Here is a 17,715-nt window from a genome sequence, read left to right as displayed (position 1 = left end):
TTCGCCTTTTTCGAACCGCTACTTCAGGTGCACACAGCTTAAGTAACAACTTCCAGGTAGCCACTCCTTCCCAGGGCTCGGCAATGTAGTTGACAACTACCCTGTATTTACTTCCCTCAATTCCCACACATCAATGAACCAACACCTCTACCCTCAGGCGCTGCTGCGCCGGGCTTTGTGGCTTACGGCGTGCGGCCTGCCTGCCCTTCCCACCCTGGCGGCAGCTCCCGCCTCTCCCGATGGGCTTCCGGCCCCCGCCACCAACCGGAACCTTCTGGCCGATGTGCCGGTGTCTGGCCGAATCACTCAGAGCAACGGTGACCCGTTGCCAGGGGTAACGGTCATCGTGAAGGGTACCACTATTGGGGCTACTACTGATGCCGACGGCCGCTTCTCCCTGAACGCCCCAGAAAACTCTACCCTAGTCGTAAGCTACGTAGGGTTTGCCCGCAAGGAAGTACCCATTACGGGCGCGTCCTCATCCGTTAACGTAACCCTAACGGAAGACACCCGGGCCCTCAGCGAGGTAGTAGTAGTGGGCTACGGTACCCAGGAGCGCGGCAGCGTAACAGGGGCCGTATCGTCGGTATCGTCGCGGGAAATTGCTACCCAGCCGGTGGCTGATGCTACTCAGGCCCTGCAAGGCCGGGCGGCTGGCGTTACGATAACTTCCAACGGAGGTGCTCCGGGGGGGGCAGCGGGTACTTCTATCCGTATCCGCGGGCTTACGTCGGCTGGCAACAACAACCCCTTATTCGTTGTCGATGGCTTTCCGCTGCCCGATAGCGGCGAAAGAGAAAACCAGCTGAACGCCATCAGCCCCAACGACATCGAGTCTATTGATATTCTGAAGGACGCGTCGGCGACGGCCATTTACGGGGTGCGCGCGGCCAACGGGGTAGTCATTATCACAACCAAGCGGGGCAAGGCTGGGGTTTCTACTATTAACCTCGATGCCTACCGTGGAGTGCAGCAGGTGTGGCGCAAGCTTGATCTGCTCAACGCCGAAGAATACGCAGTTATCAACAACGAAAGCCGTTTAGCTGGGGGTGCCCCTATTGTGGTGGACCGCCTGCGCGACCCTCAGGCCCTTGGTGAGGGCACCGACTGGCAGGACCAGGTATTCCGCCGGGCTGCCATCCAGAACTATTCGCTGGCCGCGACGGGGGGCAGCGACAAGGCTCGCTTCTCCATATCAGGTAGCTACTTCCAGCAGGATGGAACCATCATCGGCTCCGATTTTGAACGCTTTACGGTGCGCGCCAACGGCGACGTGCAGGTAAACAAGATTCTGAAGCTGGGCAGCAGCATCTCGCTTACCCACCTCAGCGACCGGCAGATTACTTCCAACAGCGGGGAGTACGGCACGGTGCAGCAAACTTTACGCATTCCGGCCATCATTCCCGTGTACCGGCCCGATGGTTACTACTACGAGCCGCGCGGGGCCCAAGACAACTTCATTGAGGAAAACCCGCTGGCGTCGGCTACCATTACCAACCAACGCTTCAACCGCAACCGCGCCCTGACTACCTTGTTTGCGGAGTTGGAGCCGGTGAAGGGCCTGCGCTTCCGCACCAACGTAGGCGCCGACTTCATCTTCGACAATTTTAACGCCTTCCGCCCCGGGGTGCCGGAGCTGCAATCGGGCGGCCAGACCTACACCACCCGCTACACTCAGGCCACGGCGGGAGCTACCGCTACGTCCTCGTACGCGCCGAGCTACCTGATTGAGAATACGGCTACGTTTGACCACCTCTTTGCCGATAAGCACCAGGTAACGGTGCTGCTGGGACAGTCGGCGCAGCAGTTCAACTACAGCAATGTGGAGGCCTACCGCACGGGCTACCTGCGCAACGATTTGCAGGTAATCAACTCCGGCCCCATCAACACCCAGATTGGTAATGCGGGTGCCATCAACCGGCCTTCTCGCCTGGCTAGCTACTTCGGCCGCGTTAACTACGAGTTTGCGGGCAAATACCTGTTCCAGGCCATTGCGCGCTACGACGGTTCGGGCAGCTTCCCGCCCGGCGACAAGTTTGGCTTCTTCCCCGGGGTTTCGGCGGGCTGGCGCATTTCGGAGGAAGACTTCCTGAAAGGCAACCGCGCCATCAGCAACCTGAAGCTGCGCGTGGGATACGGCAAAGTGGGTAACCCCAACAACGCCGGCCGCTTCGCCTACCTCTACGCCGTTAACTCGAACATCCGCTACCCATTTGGTCCGAACGGGGGCACCCTGCAGACCGGCGCCGCGCCTACCCGCCAGGCTAACCCCGACCTGCGCTGGGAAACCAACAACCAAACCAACGTTGGCATTGACCTGGGCTTCCTGGAGAACCGCTTCGAGGCTACCATCGACCTGTACAACCGCAGCTCGCCCAACCTGATTGCGCCGGTGCCGCCTTCCTTGGTGTCGGGTACCTACGAGACGGTAAACCGCAACGCGGCTTCGGCTTACAACCGCGGTATCGACTTCTCCTTTACCTCGCACAACGTGCAAGGCACAGGCCGCAGCCTGAACTGGACGACCACGCTCAATGTATCGGCTTACAAAACGGAGCTAGAATCGTTGGGGGTAGGCCAGCCCTACAACGGCCTGGGCGCTCTGAGCGGCGTGATTGTGCGCTACGACGAAGGCCAGCCCTTTGGCTCTTTCTACGGCTATGTGGCCGACGGTCTGTTCCAGACGCCCGAGGACGTGCGCGCGCATGCCACCCAGAATGGGGCAGCCCCTGGCGACATCCGCTTTAAGGATCTGAATGGGGACAAGATTATCAACGCCGAGGACCGCACCTTCATCGGCAACCCCAACCCTGACTTTACTTACGGTCTGAACAATACCCTGACCTGGGGCGGTTTCGACCTGAACGTGTTCCTGCAGGGTTCCCAGGGCAACGACATCTACAACCAGAACCGCTACATTCTGGAAAGCCCCCTTTATGGCACCAGCAGCGGTAGCACCCGCGTGCTCGGCCGCTGGACCGGCCCCGGCACCAGCAACGACGTGCCCCGCGCCGTGGGCGGCGACAACGCCGACCCCAACCAGAACCTGCGCGTTTCCACGTACTTTATCGAGGACGGCTCCTACATGCGCATCAAAACCCTCACGCTGGGCTACTCCTTGCCCCAGAGTGTGATGGACCGCATTGCCGCCAAGCAAGTGCGCGTGTACGCCAGTGCCCAAAACCTGCTGACCCTGACCAAGTACTCCGGCTACGACCCCGAAGTAGGCTCTCGCGGTGTTGACCTGGGAGTTTATCCTCAGCCGCGGGTGTTCCTGCTTGGCCTCAACATCGGTTTCTAATTCCCACCCCAACCGTTTTAAAAAATGCGACCCCTACATACATATAAAGTCACTTGCGGCGCTTGGCTCCTAACGCTGGGCCTACTTAGCGGGTGCGGCGAGAAGTTCCTGGAAGAAACCCCAACTGACCAGGTAACCGACGCCAACTTTTACCGGACCACCACCGACGCCATTCAGGCCACCAACGCCATCTATGGCGAGTTGATTACGGCTGGCCAGTACAACGCCGCCCTCTGGGGCCTCGGCGACATTGCTTCCGATATTTCTACCACCGGCGGCGGTGGCGGTGGCGACGGAATTGAGTACCAGCAGCTCGACTTCTTCAACATTCCGAGCACGAACCTGGTCACGAACCGCCTGTGGGGCAGCTGCTACGTAGGTATTGGGCGCGCCAACATTGTGTTGCAGAAGGTGCCCACCATGAGCATCGACCCGGCTATTCAGAAGCGCAGCATTGGGGAAGCCCAGTTTCTGCGGGCCAAGTACTACTTCGACTTGGTGCGGGCCTATGGTGACGTGCCCCTGCTGACGACCCCGCCCGCCACGCTAGCCGACGTGAACATCCCGCGCACCCCGGCCGCGCAGGTGTACGCCCAGATTGAAAAAGACCTGACCGACGCTATCGGCAACCTGCCGCCCTCCTACAGCGGCGACGACCTGGGGCGGGCCACCAAGTGGGCCGCTGCCGGTCTGCTGGCCAAAGTACAGCTCACCCTGAACAAGCTGCCCGAGGCAGCCACCCGCGCCCGCGAGGTTATCAATGGCAGTGGCAAGACCATGTGGGACAACTACGCCGATAACTTTAAGGTAGCCAACGAGAACGGCAAGGAGTCGTTGTTTGAGGCCCAGTTCCTATCGGGCCGCAACACCTGGGACCAGAACGGTCCCGGTTTCAGCGGCAACGAGTTCTTCGGACCCCGCGGCCAGGGTGCCGTGCCCCAGGGCGGTTACGGCTTCAATATTCCCGAGGCTGATTTTGTGGCGGGTTACGAAGCCGGCGACCTGCGCCGCGACGCTACCATCTGGATGCCCGGCGATACGTATCCCGACGGCCGCAAGCAACCGGCTTCGCTGCCCGGCTCGCCCAATGGCTACGGCTGCAAGAAGTGGTTTGTGGGTAAGGTAAATACCAACATCTGGGACTCGGAGCTGAACATTCCGGTGATGCGCCTGGCGGAGGTGTACCTGATTCTGGCCGAGGCCGTGGGCCCTACCCCCGAAGGCTACGAGGCCATTAATAAAGTACGGCGCCGCGCCTTTGGCCTGCCCATTGCCACGGCCAGTGCCAAAGACCTGACCCCCGGCCTGAGCGCCGACGCCTTCAAGCGGGCCGTGTGGCGGGAGCGGAAGTACGAGCTGGCCTTTGAAATGGACCGGTGGTTCGACATGAAACGCACGGGTGAGTTACTTACTTCGCCCCAGTTGCTGGCCAAAGGCGTCAAACCCTTTAATGTAGTATTGCCCATTCCGCAGTCTGAACTGGACGTTAACCCCGGCCTGCGCCAAAACCCCGGTTACTAACCCTGCGCGGCCCTTGCGACCCTAGTACTTTCCTCCGGTGTCGTACGGCACCGGAGGAAGCAGGCGCCGGCAAACGAACTCTCATCCTCTTCTCCGCCAATTCCCATGAATATGTTTACTCGCCTGGCAGCCCTCGGCCTGTTGGCTGCTCCCCTGTTGCTGGCTTCCTGCGAAAAGGACGCCAAAGACTATGAACTGGAGGGCGCCGTGCCTCAGTCCAGCTTTACTTATCAGGTAAACACAACCGAATACCCCGCTACGGTAACCTTCACTAGCACCAGCCAGGATGGGTTTCTCTACCAGTGGAACTTCGGCGACAACACCCGTGCCTCCGGCAATACCGTTACTCATACCTATACCCGACCGGGCACCTACCAAGTAGAACTTATTACGGCAGGGCGCGGTGGAACGGGTATTTCAGCTACGCAGGCCGTAGTTATTCCGGATGTCTGCACAAACTCAGCCTTTAGCCGGCTGGTTGACTGCGCGGGCAGCGGCACGCGGGTATGGTCGTTCTCAACTGACCCCGGCGCCATTGTGCGGGAGTCGGCTACGGGCACCCAGCTTTCAAGCTCAACTACGCTCAACAACTGCCAGCTCGACGATCAGTTCTCGTTTAGCAACAACTACTCCGTTAACTACGAAAGCGCAGGCCAGACTTTCCAGAATGGAGCCTGCGGTAGCTCGCTGAACCGCGGCGGTAGTTTTGTGTATCGTCCGACAACCGGGGGGCTAGGTCAGATTGTGCTAAAAGGCAAAGGCGCCTTTATTGGCTTGCCTGACTCAGTAGCCAATAAAACGTACGACATTCTGGAGGCTACCGATACCAAACTACGCCTGCGGGGCACCAACCCCGATGGTACGCGTACTATTGTAACTCTGATGCCCTTTGATGCTACTGCGCCCATCAAGCGGTTGCTCACGGGAGGCTCGTCGAAGACCTGGCTGCTGGACAATGCGGCCGACGCCGTTATTACCGTGGGCACGGAGGCCAACCCCAAGCAATACTACGCCGGAGGGGCTCCTAGCTCGCTGCCTGGCTGCCAGGCCGACGATGAGTATACCTTCTCGATGACGAACACGTTCACGTACAACGCCTTTGCGGAGACGTTTGTGGCCGGCAACCCAGGTAGCTGCTCGGCTCCTCGTTCAGGTACTTCGGCTTTCGTGTTTGGTCCTTCGGCCGGGGCCGGGCTGGCTCAGTTCACGCTCACGCAGACAGGAGCCTTTATTGCCGCCACCGATGCGTCGCCCACGGAGCGAGTGTACCGTATTATCTCGATTAACAATACACGCATGGTTCTGCGGGCAGGTAGTGGCCAGTCAGGCGGAACGGTATTCGACATTAAGATGATTGCCAAGTAGCCTTGCGGGGATACCTACGTAACTCCTTCTCGGTTTGACTTATTAGTAGGAAGCCGAACTCAGAGCCGACTAAGGTGCTGGCTTGTGAGTTCGGCTTCCTACCGAAAAGCTAACGGTAGCAACCTCTCGGTTTTGATAGCTAGAGAGCAAGCGTCTTCTTAGAAGCTTAAGGTTTGAGTCAAACACTGCTTGTAAGGTTATTACTCGGTGAACCTAGCCAAAGAAGGCCGCTGCCTGAATTTGAGCTGTCATTTTGCTGTAGAAGTCTAACTGCCAGCCGCAATAGTACCAAACGGAGCTGCTAGCAACTCCCATATCGCTTCGTTCCGCTTAAGCCAGAGAGCTACCCCTTTTAGGACTAGTGGAACAAGCACCCTTTGTAAGATGTATGCTGGCTAAGCAGTGCATCTTTCTTATTTGTAAGTACTTGTAGTTCATGAAAAATCTACCCCTACTTGGACAGCAAAAGCAACGCTTCGCAACTGGTTTGTTGCTGGCGCTGGGTTTGCTTTCCTGCACCGAAACCAAAACCAAAAACATCCCGGCTCCTACGCCTCCTACCCCTTCTACGCCGGTAGTAAATGAGGAAGCCAAGGCGTATGACCAGTACACGGAAATGAAGTGGAACGACGAGTTCACTGGTGGCGCGCTGGATCAAAGCAAGTGGGTATATGAGCTGGGGGCCAGCGGTTGGGGCAACAATGAGCTGCAGAACTATACCAACTCCACTGATAACTCCTTTTTGCGCAACGGAAACCTCGTTATTCAGGCCATTAAGCAGACCTCCGGTAGCAACGCTTACACTTCGGCCCGCCTGATAACCAAAGGCAAGCAGAGTTTCCAGTATGGGCGCATCGACGTACGCGCCAAGCTGCCCAAAGGCAAAGGGGTATGGCCCGCCATTTGGATGCTCGGGGCTGACATTGATCAGAACAACTGGCCTAAATGTGGAGAAATCGACATCATGGAACTGCGCGGCAGCCGGCCCATGGAGTTGATTTCCACAATGCACTACGCCAACAGCATGGGGGTACACGAGTACAAAGGCACTACCCAGAACCTGACCGACGACCTCTCGGCTGATTACCACATCTACAGCGTAGTGCGCAGCAAAAACATGACGCGCTTTTACCTGGATGGTAATGTGACTCCCTACTACACGTATAGTAGCACGGATGCCAGTCCTTTCCCCTTTAATAATCCGTTCTTTCTGATCCTGAACGTGGCCGTGGGAGGCAACTTCGATGGCAACCCGGACGGGGCTACTACCTTCCCTCAGCAGATGCAGGTAGATTACGTACGTTTCTTTCAGTACAAGTAAGAAAAGCCAGCGCCGTGGTCAGCCTCTGGGGGTGGGAAACGAACCAGGTATGACCCGGCTTCCGGGAAACTTCCCGCTGGCCCGGGTGGGGGTGGTGCTCAGTTGTGGTTTTCTGAGCGCTGCCACCCCCGGAAACCGGAACGCATACGCCACTCAGCCTTTTGCTGGGTAGAGTGATTAATACGCCTTACCTGATTCAGCCTTTTTGAGCCGAATTGGTACTTCCGGGGCCGGTCCGCCTGTTAGGGGTGCGGGCCGGCCTTTGGATTTTAGTAAGGCTGAAAACAGTAGTAGCCCGCTGGGTTTTGCACTTGCCTGAAATCAGGTAAGCGCTAGGTCCGGCGGGCTACTGCGTTGATGCAGGAGGTAGTTATTCTACGGCTAGCACCAAGCCTTTCAGGTACTCACCTTCGGGATGGAAAAGGCTCACGGGGTGGTCAGCGGGCTGGGTGAGGCGGTGCAGGATGCGGGCCGGCCGGCCGGCCTCAATGGCGGCGGCCAGTACGGCTCCCTCGAACAACTCCATGCTGACCACCTGCGAGCAACTGAAGGTAAAGAGCAGCCCACTCGGGGCAATCTGCCGAATGCCGGCCGCGTTCAGGCGCTTGTAGCCCATCAGGGCATTGTGGCGGGCGGAAAGGTGCTTGGCAAAAGCGGGCGGGTCCAGCACAATCAGGTCGTACTGGTTGTGGCGGTCTTTCAGGAAGCTGAACACGTCTTGGGCGTAAGCTTCGTGCCGGTCTTGGTGGCCTGTGAGGGAGGCGTTGCGTTCCGTTAGCTCAATGGCTTTCTTACTGGAATCCACGGAGTGCACCAGTTCAGCCCCGGCCATGAGGGCATAGGAGCTAAAGCCCCCGGTGTAGCAGAACGTGTTGAGCACCCGCCGGCCGGGAGCGTAGCGGGCTAGCAGGCTGCGGTTGTCGCGCTGGTCAATGAAAAAGCCCGTTTTTTGGCCCGTCTCCCAATCAACAGCAAACGGATGACCATTCTCCTGCACCACGTGCTCAGCACCATTGCTCCCCCGAAAAGGTACCCGTTCTGGGCGTCGGGAGCCGCCTTGGTAGGTACGGTCTCGGCACTCTTGTCATAGATGGCCCGCAAGCCGGGAATAACCGCCTGTAAGGCCTGGGCAATAAGCGGCCGGGCCTTGTACATGCCGGCACTGTGCGCCTGAACCACGGCTACGTCGCCGTACACATCAATGATGAGGCCGGGGAGGCCGTCACCCTCGGCGTGGGCCAGGCGATACACGTTGGTGGTGCCCTGCCCCGTGAGGCCCAGGCCCTGCCGCAGCTGATAGGCATTGCGCAATCTGTTTTCCCAGAAAGCGGCATCAGGAAGCTGAGCATCAGGACCAAAGGCGAGCATACGCACGGCAATGGAACCGGGAGCGTAGTGGCCCACGCCCAGCAGCTCACCGCTCGAGGCGTGTACTGCTACCACTTCCCCCTCCACAACTTCGCCCTGCATCCGGCCGATGGCTCCGGAAAACACCCAAGGGTGCAGGCGACGGAGGGATTGGTCTTTACCGGGCTTGAGCGTGACGGCGGCGGAGTTCATAAAGGCAAATTCAAGAAATGGACTGCAAAGGTAACCTAACCCGCCGAGGATACGCGACCAGCCTGCCCTACCGCTGCCGAATACCTGCGCGGCACCGAGAATTATCTGATAGTTCCATCAGCGTAGCGTATTAGAGTTACGCGACCAATGCCCGCTAGCTTAGGCAAACGGGTCGAGATAGGCAACGAGTACCGCCAGGGCAGCCAGCCCCGCCAGAATGGCCCACACCGGCCCTCCCCAGATAAGCAGGCCCAGCAATGCCAGCGGCAGCACCACCAAGCCCAGCACGCCCAGCACGGTAGTGCCTAGCCCTACCTCCGTGCCGTGCGCAGGCGCGGCCACCCGCCGAACCTTCTGAATTGATGTCGTTTTCGACGGGAGGCTTACCCTGGCACGCGCGGCCTGGGCATACATGTTGCGAAGCTGGGGCGGGCGCCGCGCCACCAAGCCCCGGACCAGCCGCGGCTTGGTGGCCTGCTTGGGAGCCAGACGCACGGGCGCTGACACGGTTGTTTCAGGGGGGGCTGCTGGCAAGGCCGCCGGCTTGGGCACAAGGTGAGCTGAGTGGCTAGGAGGCCGAAACAAATAGGCCGGCTGAGCACTCCGGCAGCTGGCAGCTACACTGAAAAGCACCAGCAATGTCAAAAGCTTCCGAAGGCGCTTGGTGGCAGCGGATAAAAACGGGGTCATGCAGTCAGGATAAGTTGCGTCAGGACAGAAACGGAGTCCGCAGGCTTATACGGGCCGCGCCCGGCGGTGGCGCTTTCAGTGGTTACTTGCGTGGCAACCTCAGGCTGGGCCGGCCAAAGTAGCGCCGGTATATGGGGCGTCGCCAGGCAAATTGGGCCCACATGGCGGGGTACAGCAGGGTGTCCAGGGGCCGGAAGCCAGTTTGATATTCCAAGTCCTCTATAATATACGTGCCGCCGTCTGGGGCTGGCTGTAGCAGATGGCGGTGCCGCCAAAACCGGAGCGGCGGCGGAAGCACCTGACCCTCATCCACAAAGTAATACGTACCGTCGGGGCTAATGCCGTGGTCGGTAATCAAAGAGGTCCAGGGGTAGCGGAGCGGCCCGGCGCCCAGTTCAATTTGCACCTCGTCGCCGCGGTGGCACCCATCAAAGCGGAGCAGCCGAAACGGTGGAAACGGCGGAGCCAGGGCCAGGAACAGGTCGCGGGTAAAGCCCTGCCATACTTGGGCTGGCGCGGCCGCCACGTGGGTGCGTAGAATGAGGTGCATGCCTGACATACCCCGTACCCAGGAGCTTTGTTTCTGACACCTGTTCGGCGTGGCTTCAGCCTCCTTGTCAACCCCATAAAAATACTACCCCGCCGCGGCGAAGCTACGGCGGGGTAGTCGGGGGTAAGCGGGACAAACTGCTATTCAACAACCAGCCGTTGAGCTGTTTCTCCCACTCGAATGATGTAGACTCCGGCTACTAGCCCGCTTAGGTTTACTGTGGCTTGAGTGGCGCGGGCGGGCAGCAGCTGCCGGCGTACTACGCGGCCTAGTCCATCGAGCACTACTAGGGGCTGGGCCTGGGGCTGAGCCTCAACCCACGTCAGGCTTACGTGGTGGCGGGCTGGGTTTGGAAGCAGGGCCAGGGAGGCGGCTGTTCGCTTCGAGGTAGTGGCAGTGGTTAGCCCCATTAGCTTGGCAATAAAGGCCGAACCGGCGCTGTTCAGGCTAAGGCTACCGAAAGTAGCCGGGGAGCTGTTCAGGTTGCCGCCTACCACGGCGTTGCCGCTGCCATCGAGGGTGAGGGCGTTGGTGTAGTCGTCGCCGACGCCCCCGGCGCGCAAGGCCAGGTTCCAGACCCCCGCGCTGCTGAGGCGGCCAACCAAAATATCGAAGGTTGCGCCCGTGGGATCGGCGTTGGGCAGGGCAATGGTACCAAACGTAGAGGTAGCGCCCTGGAACAACCCGCCCACGCTGGCACTGCCGTTGCCATCCACGGCCAGCGCATTGGCATAGTCGTTACTTGCGCCCCCGGCGCGGGCAGCCATGGTCCAGGCATTGGCGCTGCTGAGGCGGGCCACGAAGATGTCGGAGGTGTTGCCGCTGTTGTCGGCGTTGGCAAGCGAGGTAGCCCCGAAGCTTACGGCCGGGCTAGCGAAGTTGCCCGCCACGTAGGCGTTGCCGCTGGCATCCAGGCCTACCCCCCGGGCGTAGTCGTTGCCTGGTCCGCCGGCTTGCAGGGCCTGGGTCCAGGTGCCGGCGCTGCTTAGCCGGGCCACGTACACGTCGCTGCTGTATTGGCCGGGGTTGGCGTTGTTCAGGACCGTGCTGCCAAATGTAACGGTAGCGCGGGCGAAGTGACCGGCCACAACGGCGTTGCCACCCGCATCCAGGGCCAGGGCCTGCACAAAATCGTCGCCGGCGCCGCCACCCCGCACGGCCTGGCTCCAGTCGCCGGTGCCACTCAAGCGGGCCACAAACACGTCGTTGCTGCGGTCGGTGTTGCCGTTGGTTAAGGTAGTCGAGCCGAAGGCGGCGGTGTTGCTAGAAAAGTTGCCGGATACCACGGCTGCCCCGCCGGCCTCTAGGGCCAGGCCGGTGGCACCGTCATTATCGGTGCCGCCCATGCGCACTGCCTGGCTCCAGGTTCCGGCGCTGCTCAGGCGTGCCACGAAGCCATCGGTTGTGTTGCCCGTATTGTCGGCGTTGGTAAGAGTAGTGCCCCCAAAAGCAGCCGTAGCTCCCTTAAACGACCCGGCCGCAACGGCATTACCCGCCCCGTCAACGGCCAGGGCCAGCGCTACATCGTCGCCGGGGCCGCCCGCCCGAACTGCCTGAGTCCAGGCACCCGCTGCGTTAAGGCGCCCCACAAAAACGTCGGTGCCCCCGGCACTAGTTAGGGTAGTGGCCCCTAGGGTAGTAGTACCTGAAAATAGACCCGCTACCACGGTGTTGCCAGCGGCATCTACGGCGGCGGCATAAATAACGGAGCTGCCGGTGCTGCCCGCAGCATGAGCCGCGGCCCACTGCCAGGTTTGCGCTGATAATTGGGTAGGTAGGGCCATGCCAGCCGCCAAAGCGCCAATGCGTAGCCAACGTGTAGTGCTTGCAGTCATGGGTAGATGAACTAAACCGTGTGAACTACAAGTAAGATAGGGGGTAAATATTTATATTAATAATTAAAATTATGCTAATCTATAAATTGGATAGGAATTAGCTCAACTCAATCAGCGCAGGCAGAGCCTTCATGGTGAGTTAACCGACGTTCACTTAGGCATAAACCAGTGGACATAGTCACAATTGTCGCACTCGTAGCATACAGCACTGGAGTTGGCCCATTCCACGTCAAAAAACGTAGCCGCAGCCGAATGTAGCTGCGCCGAGCGCCGCCAAAACCGGTCGTGGCGGCAAACAACGCAATGCAGCACGTTTCCTTTTATTTCAACTCCTACCGGCTTCGGCGCGTCGAATAATCCCATGCAAGGGTGAAATTTATAACTAAGCCTATTGCCGTATTTCTAACCTAGCAGCTCCTCAATGTCTTCCTTGGTCAGGCTCTTGATGATGGCCTCGTCGGTAGTAATCAGGTCCGTGACGAGCTGAATCTTCTTGTTTTGCAGGGCTAAGATCTTCTCTTCCACGGAGTTCTGGGTGATGAACTTGTAGGTGAACACCGTGCGCTGCTGCCCGATGCGGTGGGCGCGGTCTACGGCCTGGGCTTCCACGGCGGGGTTCCACCAGGGGTCCAGGATGAACACGTAGTCGGCGGCGGTGAGGTTCAGGCCTACCCCTCCGGCTTTCAGGCTGATGAGGAACACGCGCAGCTCGTCGTTTTCCTGAAAGCGGGCTACCTCCTTATGCCGGTCGCGAGTATTGCCATCCAGGTAAGCGTACTCAATTTGCCGCTCATCCAGCGAAGCCCGCACAATATCCAGGTGCTTTACAAACTGGCTGAAGATAAGCACCTTGTGGCCTTCCGAAACCACGCTTTTCACCATCCGAATTACCTCACGCAGCTTGCCCGACTCGTGACTGTACTCCGCGTCGGCCATGCGGGGGTGGTTGGCAATCTGGCGCAACTTAGTTAGGCCCTGCAACAGCATAAACTGGGTGCTGGCCGTGCCGTGCTCCTCAATGCTTTGCAGAATCTTGTTGCGGTAGTAGCTCTTGGTTTCCTCGTAGCAGTGCTGCTGCTCCTCGGTCATGGGGCAGTAGCTCAGGTTTTCAATTTTGTCGGGCAGCTCCCGGGCCACCTGGGCCTTGTGGCGGCGCAGGATGAAGGGCTTGATGAGCGTGTGCAGACGGCGGGTTTTGGCCTCGTCCTTGCCCTTTTCAATGGGCTTCAGAAACTCCTTGCGGAAAAAGGCTTGGGAGCCCAGCAGCCCGGGGTTGATAAACGACATCTGCGACCAAAGGTCCATGGTGCTATTTTCCACGGGCGTACCCGTCAGAATCAGGCGGTGGCGGGAGTGCAGGCCACGTACGGCCTGGGAGGTGGTGGAACCCGGGTTTTTGATGGCTTGCGACTCGTCCAGAATGACGTAGTCGAACTTGTAGGTTTTGAGCAGCTCCGCATCCAGGCGCACAATGCCGTAGGACGTCAGCACCACGTCGTAATCAGCAAACTGCTCCACGTTTTTGTCGCGGTACGTGCCCGTATAAATGAGCAGGCGCAGGGTAGGCGTAAACTTAAAGGCCTCCGTCATCCAGTTGTACACCAAGGAGGTAGGCATCACCAACAGAGAGGCTGCACCCTTGGCAGCGCCGCTTTCCTTGCGTTGTAGCAGCATGGCCAGGGTCTGCACGGTTTTGCCCAGACCCATGTCGTCGGCCAGGCAGCCGCCGAAGTGGTAGTCCTGCACGAAGTGGAGCCAGTTGTAGCCCGCTTTCTGGTAAGGCCGCAGTTCGCCCCGGAACCCAGCGGGTAGGGGCCGGTCTTCTACGGCTTCAAACTCGCGCAGCTTTTCCAGCTTCCGGCTCATCACCACGGTAGCCAGGTTGCCGTTCTGCAGGTCCGATACCAAAGCCAAGTGGTGCTTGCGCAAGGTTAGCATCTGGTGGTGCTCCTCCACGAAGGCAAACAGCTCCAGGTACTGCGTAAACCATTCCTCCGGAATAATGGCAATCTGGCCGTTGGGCAGGCGGTACTCGGGGCGCTTGTTCAGGATGTAAGGCCGCAGTTTGATGAAGGGCACGGCAAACTCACCGAAATGCACCACGCCGTGCACGTCAAACCAGTCGTTGGATTCCGTGATGCCTACCTGCACCGTTACGGCTCCAATAAAGTAGTCTTTGCCCGAGGTAGGGCCTTGCTGCACCGTGAAGCCCAAGCGGGCCAGCTCGTCGGCGTGGTGGTGCAGCCAGCGGAAAGCCGTGGCTTTTTCCAGCACGGCCCGACCGTTGCGCACCTCCAGGGCCCGGTCGCGCAGCTCACTGATGATTTCCTGCTCCCGGTCGAGGTTGCGAATCAGGCGGTGAAAAATGTAGTTGTCTTCCTGCTTTTCCAGCTTCACGCACACGCGCTTGTTGTGGGCAGTGTGCACGGTATGGTCGCCGTAGCGGAAGCTCAAATCGAAGTGAATGTGCTCGGAAACAGCAGCTTCTGCCGTTATCTGGGTTGTGGCGGTACTACCCCGCCGGGCCGGCGCGGCCGCGCGGGTGACGGGCGCCGCTACTACGGTAGCGCCGGGCGCATCCGAGAACGTAAGTTGGGGCCGGGCCACGTAGCGCTCCGAGCGAATATCGAAACCGCGGGCGTGCACATCAAACGATTCCACCAGGGGCGCCACAAAGCGCTGGAAGTAGCTGTCTTCTACCTGCCGGGGAATTACAATGAATTTCTTGTTGAGGAAGGGCTTGATTTTTTTGCCGTCCACATCATTGTGGAAGTTGTGAAGCACATCGTCGAGCAGCAGCCAGGCGGGCTGTTCGCAAACGATTACGGCGTTCTTGTACTGAAAGTCCAGCTTCTGGCCTTGGTACTGAATAGTAGGGAAATAATGCGTGCTATCCTCGTTGCGGCGGAAGTGAAACAGCACGGAAGCCCGCTCCGGAGCCACGCTGATTTCTCGCCACGTCGGCTCGCCATCCTTGCCCATAATGAACACCTGCTTGCCCTGGAGGCGGTCCAGAATCTGGGCCATGCGCTCCTGCACGTAGTAGCAAATGGTTTCCTGCAGGTTCTTGTCGCCTTTCTCGGCGTCGTAAATCTTCAGGAAGAAATCAGCCGGGGTAGTCTTCTTGGCCCAGAACTCCTTAATCACCGCGTCCTGCTGAATCTGGTCGGTGAGGGCAATCAGTTCAAAATCAAGCTCATCCAAGCCATCGGCAAACTCCGGGGCATTCTTAGCCGATACGGTTTGGTGCTGAAGCGTGAGCTGACCCCGCTGATTCCGCTGCACCACGTACGATTCAAAGAGGTATCCTAGATACTCGTGTTCGAGCAATGAATAAACAATTTGAAAAGGCTGTGAAGTGGAAACCTTCATAGTCGACGACAATAATGCAGCGTTGAAAGTAGTAACAAATGCTAAATACCAGTTTTTTTACTAAAAAGTAAAATTAAATCAAAGAATAGTAATATTATTAAGATGAACGTATGCAAATTAGGTACCCAACCGGGCTTTGGCGTCTACGAAGGTAACAGTCTTCTCTTTTCAGAATTATAAATTCTGGCTTATGCACAACGCAAACAGGCAGCCCCCGTGCGGGAACTGCCTGTTTGCGTTGTGCTGATGAATACAGAGGAGCTACAAGGTTACCATTTACGCTCCACGCGGCCGACAGCGTGAGCGTAAATTCGGATCAACTTGCCGGTTATACTGAGTGTAAGCAAAGCAACTCATCCGCATCGTCTGGCTGATCAGGCAGACGATGCGGATGCGTGAGCTACGCCTTTGCCTAGCGCTTGTATTAAGCCAGAGGGACTTTTGGGTTCAGCCGGGTAGGTAGTAGGCTATAGGTTCTCGCGCAGGTCGAGGCTAGCGGCGTTCAGGGCTGGCCTAATGGATACGGCAACCGTAATCAGAATTATGGCCATGCCGGTCAGGGCAATGTCGGAGAACTGCATTTTGACCGGGTAGGAGTCCACCACACTGGTAGCCATACCCATGCCCACCAGATGGAAGGTTTGCTGAAGCCAACAGATACCCACGCCCAGCACTAGGCCCGTCAGGGCGCCCACCTGAGCCACAATAGCGCCTACCAACAGAAACACATTGCGGATGGTGCGGGAACTGGCTCCCATGGCCATCAGCACGGCAATATCCTTGTGCTTATCGATAACGAGCATCGAGAGCGAGAAGAAGATGTTGATGCTGGCAATGAGCAGGATGAAAGCAAAGGTGATGAACACAAACATCTTCTCCACCTTAATAGCCTTCAGCAAACTCAGGTGCTGCTCATCCGAGTCCAGAATTTTGAAGCCCTTACCCAGCTCCCGCTTCAGGTCGTCTTTTACCTGCCCAATATCCTGGCGGTCTTTTACCTTGACCTCCAGGGCCGTGCGACGGTTTTCGTAGTGCAGCAGGTTGCGGGCAAACTCCAGGGGCACGAAGATGTAGCTGTCGTCGACGTGCTGCTCAATCAGAAAAACGCCCCCGGCCAGGATGTTCTGCTCGTTAAAGGCCGTTTCGGGGTTCATGGAAAGGGTCTTCTTGCCCGTGTTGCGCGGGTAAAGCAAGCGCATGGGCGAGAAGCGGTTGTCGAGGGCAATGCTGAGCTCGTGCTGCACGCCGGCCCCAAGCAGGGCATAGTCCATGCCGTCGCGGTGGAGCTTGGAGCTGCCTTCCACCACGGCCGAGTCGATGTTGCTTTGGCGGTAGTAGTTATCCGAAACGCCCTTCATCTTCACCACCATCTGCCGGTCGCGGTACTGCAACAGGGCGTTATCCTCGATTACTTCCGTAACCAGGGCCACGTTGGGCAGCCCCTGGATGCGCTTGATGAGCGGAGGGCCTACCTCAAAGGATTTACCCTGCACGGCGGTAATCACCAAGTCGGGGTCCGATTTGCCGTAGAGGCTGCGCGCCACTTCCTCTAGCCCGTTGAACACGGACAGCACAATGATCAACGCCATCGTGCCTACCGCCACGCCTACCATGGAGATATTGGAGATGATGCTAATAATGTTGCGCTTCTTCTTCGAGAGAAAATAACGCCGGGCAATGAGCAAGGGTACGTTCACGTGCGGGGCGCGGAGGGGCGAGAGGTAGGGTAGGGGTAAAGTAGAAAAGGCTTAGCTAGCACGACGCATAAATTCCTCCAGCCGACGCAGGCGTTCCTCGTGGTTGTTTAGCACCACTTCTTTCAACTCCCGGACGTCCGTCTTAATCGTGCGAAGCTCACCCAGAATAGCTTGGTTGGCTTCCTGCTGCTGGGTGTTGAACTGCTGTTGCTCGGTATTGAAGCGTAACTGCTGGGTATTGAACTGCTCCTGCCGAGCATTGAACTGGATTTGCTGGGCGTTGAATTGTTGCTGATCCGTGTAGATCAACTCAATCTGATGCAGCATTTTGCCTTGCACCTCCGCTACCGTGCGCAGAATGTCATTGGTCTGCTTGATTTCGCCCTGCTGACGATCCATGCGAAGGAGCATTTCCGCTAGCAGTTCAGAAAAATCATTTTTATCAGCCATGGCAAAGGAAGATAGAGGGAAATGGTGCAGCTACATAATAGCAGCAAGATACG

10 protein-coding genes and 1 pseudogene are annotated in these 17,715 nt (G+C 58.3%); 4 read left to right on the top strand and 7 right to left on the bottom strand.

Going from position 1 to position 17,715, the window contains the following annotated elements; all coding sequences use genetic code 11:
• Positions 1 to 133 precede the first annotated feature (133 nt).
• The 4 genes from MWH26_RS17920 to MWH26_RS17905 all read left to right on the top strand — a co-directional run bounded on the left by MWH26_RS17920 (position 134) and on the right by MWH26_RS17905 (position 7,508).
• Entirely contained in the window at positions 134 to 3,301 is a 3,168-nt protein-coding gene (locus MWH26_RS17920) for a SusC/RagA family TonB-linked outer membrane protein (protein ID WP_247975352.1), read from the top strand.
• Positions 3,302 to 3,325: 24 nt separating this feature from the next.
• The gene (locus tag MWH26_RS17915; RefSeq protein WP_247975351.1) at positions 3,326 to 4,822 is read left to right on the top strand and encodes a RagB/SusD family nutrient uptake outer membrane protein; all 1,497 of its coding nucleotides are present in this window, start codon (positions 3,326 to 3,328) and stop codon (positions 4,820 to 4,822) included.
• Positions 4,823 to 4,927: 105 nt separating this feature from the next.
• The gene (locus MWH26_RS17910; RefSeq protein ID WP_247975350.1) at positions 4,928 to 6,187 is read left to right on the top strand and encodes a PKD domain-containing protein; all 1,260 of its coding nucleotides are present in this window, start codon (positions 4,928 to 4,930) and stop codon (positions 6,185 to 6,187) included.
• Positions 6,188 to 6,623: 436 nt separating this feature from the next.
• Entirely contained in the window at positions 6,624 to 7,508 is an 885-nt protein-coding gene (locus MWH26_RS17905; RefSeq protein WP_247975349.1) for a glycoside hydrolase family 16 protein, read from the top strand.
• A 370-nt stretch (positions 7,509 to 7,878) separates the two neighbouring features.
• Here MWH26_RS17905 and MWH26_RS17900 read toward each other — a convergent pair.
• The 7 genes and pseudogenes from MWH26_RS17900 to MWH26_RS17870 form a co-directional block, all read right to left on the bottom strand.
• Positions 7,879 to 9,068, bottom strand: a pseudogene (locus tag MWH26_RS17900) (class I SAM-dependent rRNA methyltransferase).
• Positions 9,069 to 9,227: 159 nt separating this feature from the next.
• Entirely contained in the window at positions 9,228 to 9,563 is a 336-nt protein-coding gene (locus tag MWH26_RS17895; protein ID WP_247975348.1) for a hypothetical protein, read from the bottom strand.
• A gap of 277 nt (positions 9,564 to 9,840) precedes the next feature.
• Positions 9,841 to 10,308 carry an SRPBCC family protein gene (locus MWH26_RS17890; RefSeq protein ID WP_247975347.1) on the bottom strand — a complete coding sequence of 156 codons (468 nt, stop codon included), beginning with the start codon at positions 10,306 to 10,308 and terminating at the stop codon, positions 9,841 to 9,843.
• Between the two features lie 140 nt (positions 10,309 to 10,448).
• A complete protein-coding gene (locus MWH26_RS17885) occupies positions 10,449 to 12,143 on the bottom strand; it encodes a T9SS type A sorting domain-containing protein (protein ID WP_247975346.1) in 1,695 nt (564 codons plus the stop codon).
• A gap of 402 nt (positions 12,144 to 12,545) precedes the next feature.
• Complete coding sequence (locus tag MWH26_RS17880; protein WP_311136873.1) at positions 12,546 to 15,473, bottom strand: DEAD/DEAH box helicase; 2,928 nt, start codon at positions 15,471 to 15,473, stop codon at positions 12,546 to 12,548.
• Between the two features lie 509 nt (positions 15,474 to 15,982).
• Positions 15,983 to 17,212, bottom strand: coding sequence for an FtsX-like permease family protein (locus MWH26_RS17875; RefSeq protein ID WP_247975345.1), 1,230 nt, complete (start codon positions 17,210 to 17,212; stop codon positions 15,983 to 15,985).
• A 51-nt stretch (positions 17,213 to 17,263) separates the two neighbouring features.
• Positions 17,264 to 17,662 (bottom strand): hypothetical protein, encoded by a 399-nt coding sequence (locus MWH26_RS17870; protein ID WP_247975344.1) that lies wholly within the window; start codon positions 17,660 to 17,662, stop codon positions 17,264 to 17,266.
• Positions 17,663 to 17,715: the final 53 nt, after the last annotated feature.

The organism is Hymenobacter sublimis (assembly GCF_023101345.1).
Classification (GTDB): Bacteria; Bacteroidota; Bacteroidia; order Cytophagales; family Hymenobacteraceae; genus Hymenobacter; species Hymenobacter sublimis.
This window is presented reverse-complemented; position numbering and strand designations above follow the sequence as displayed.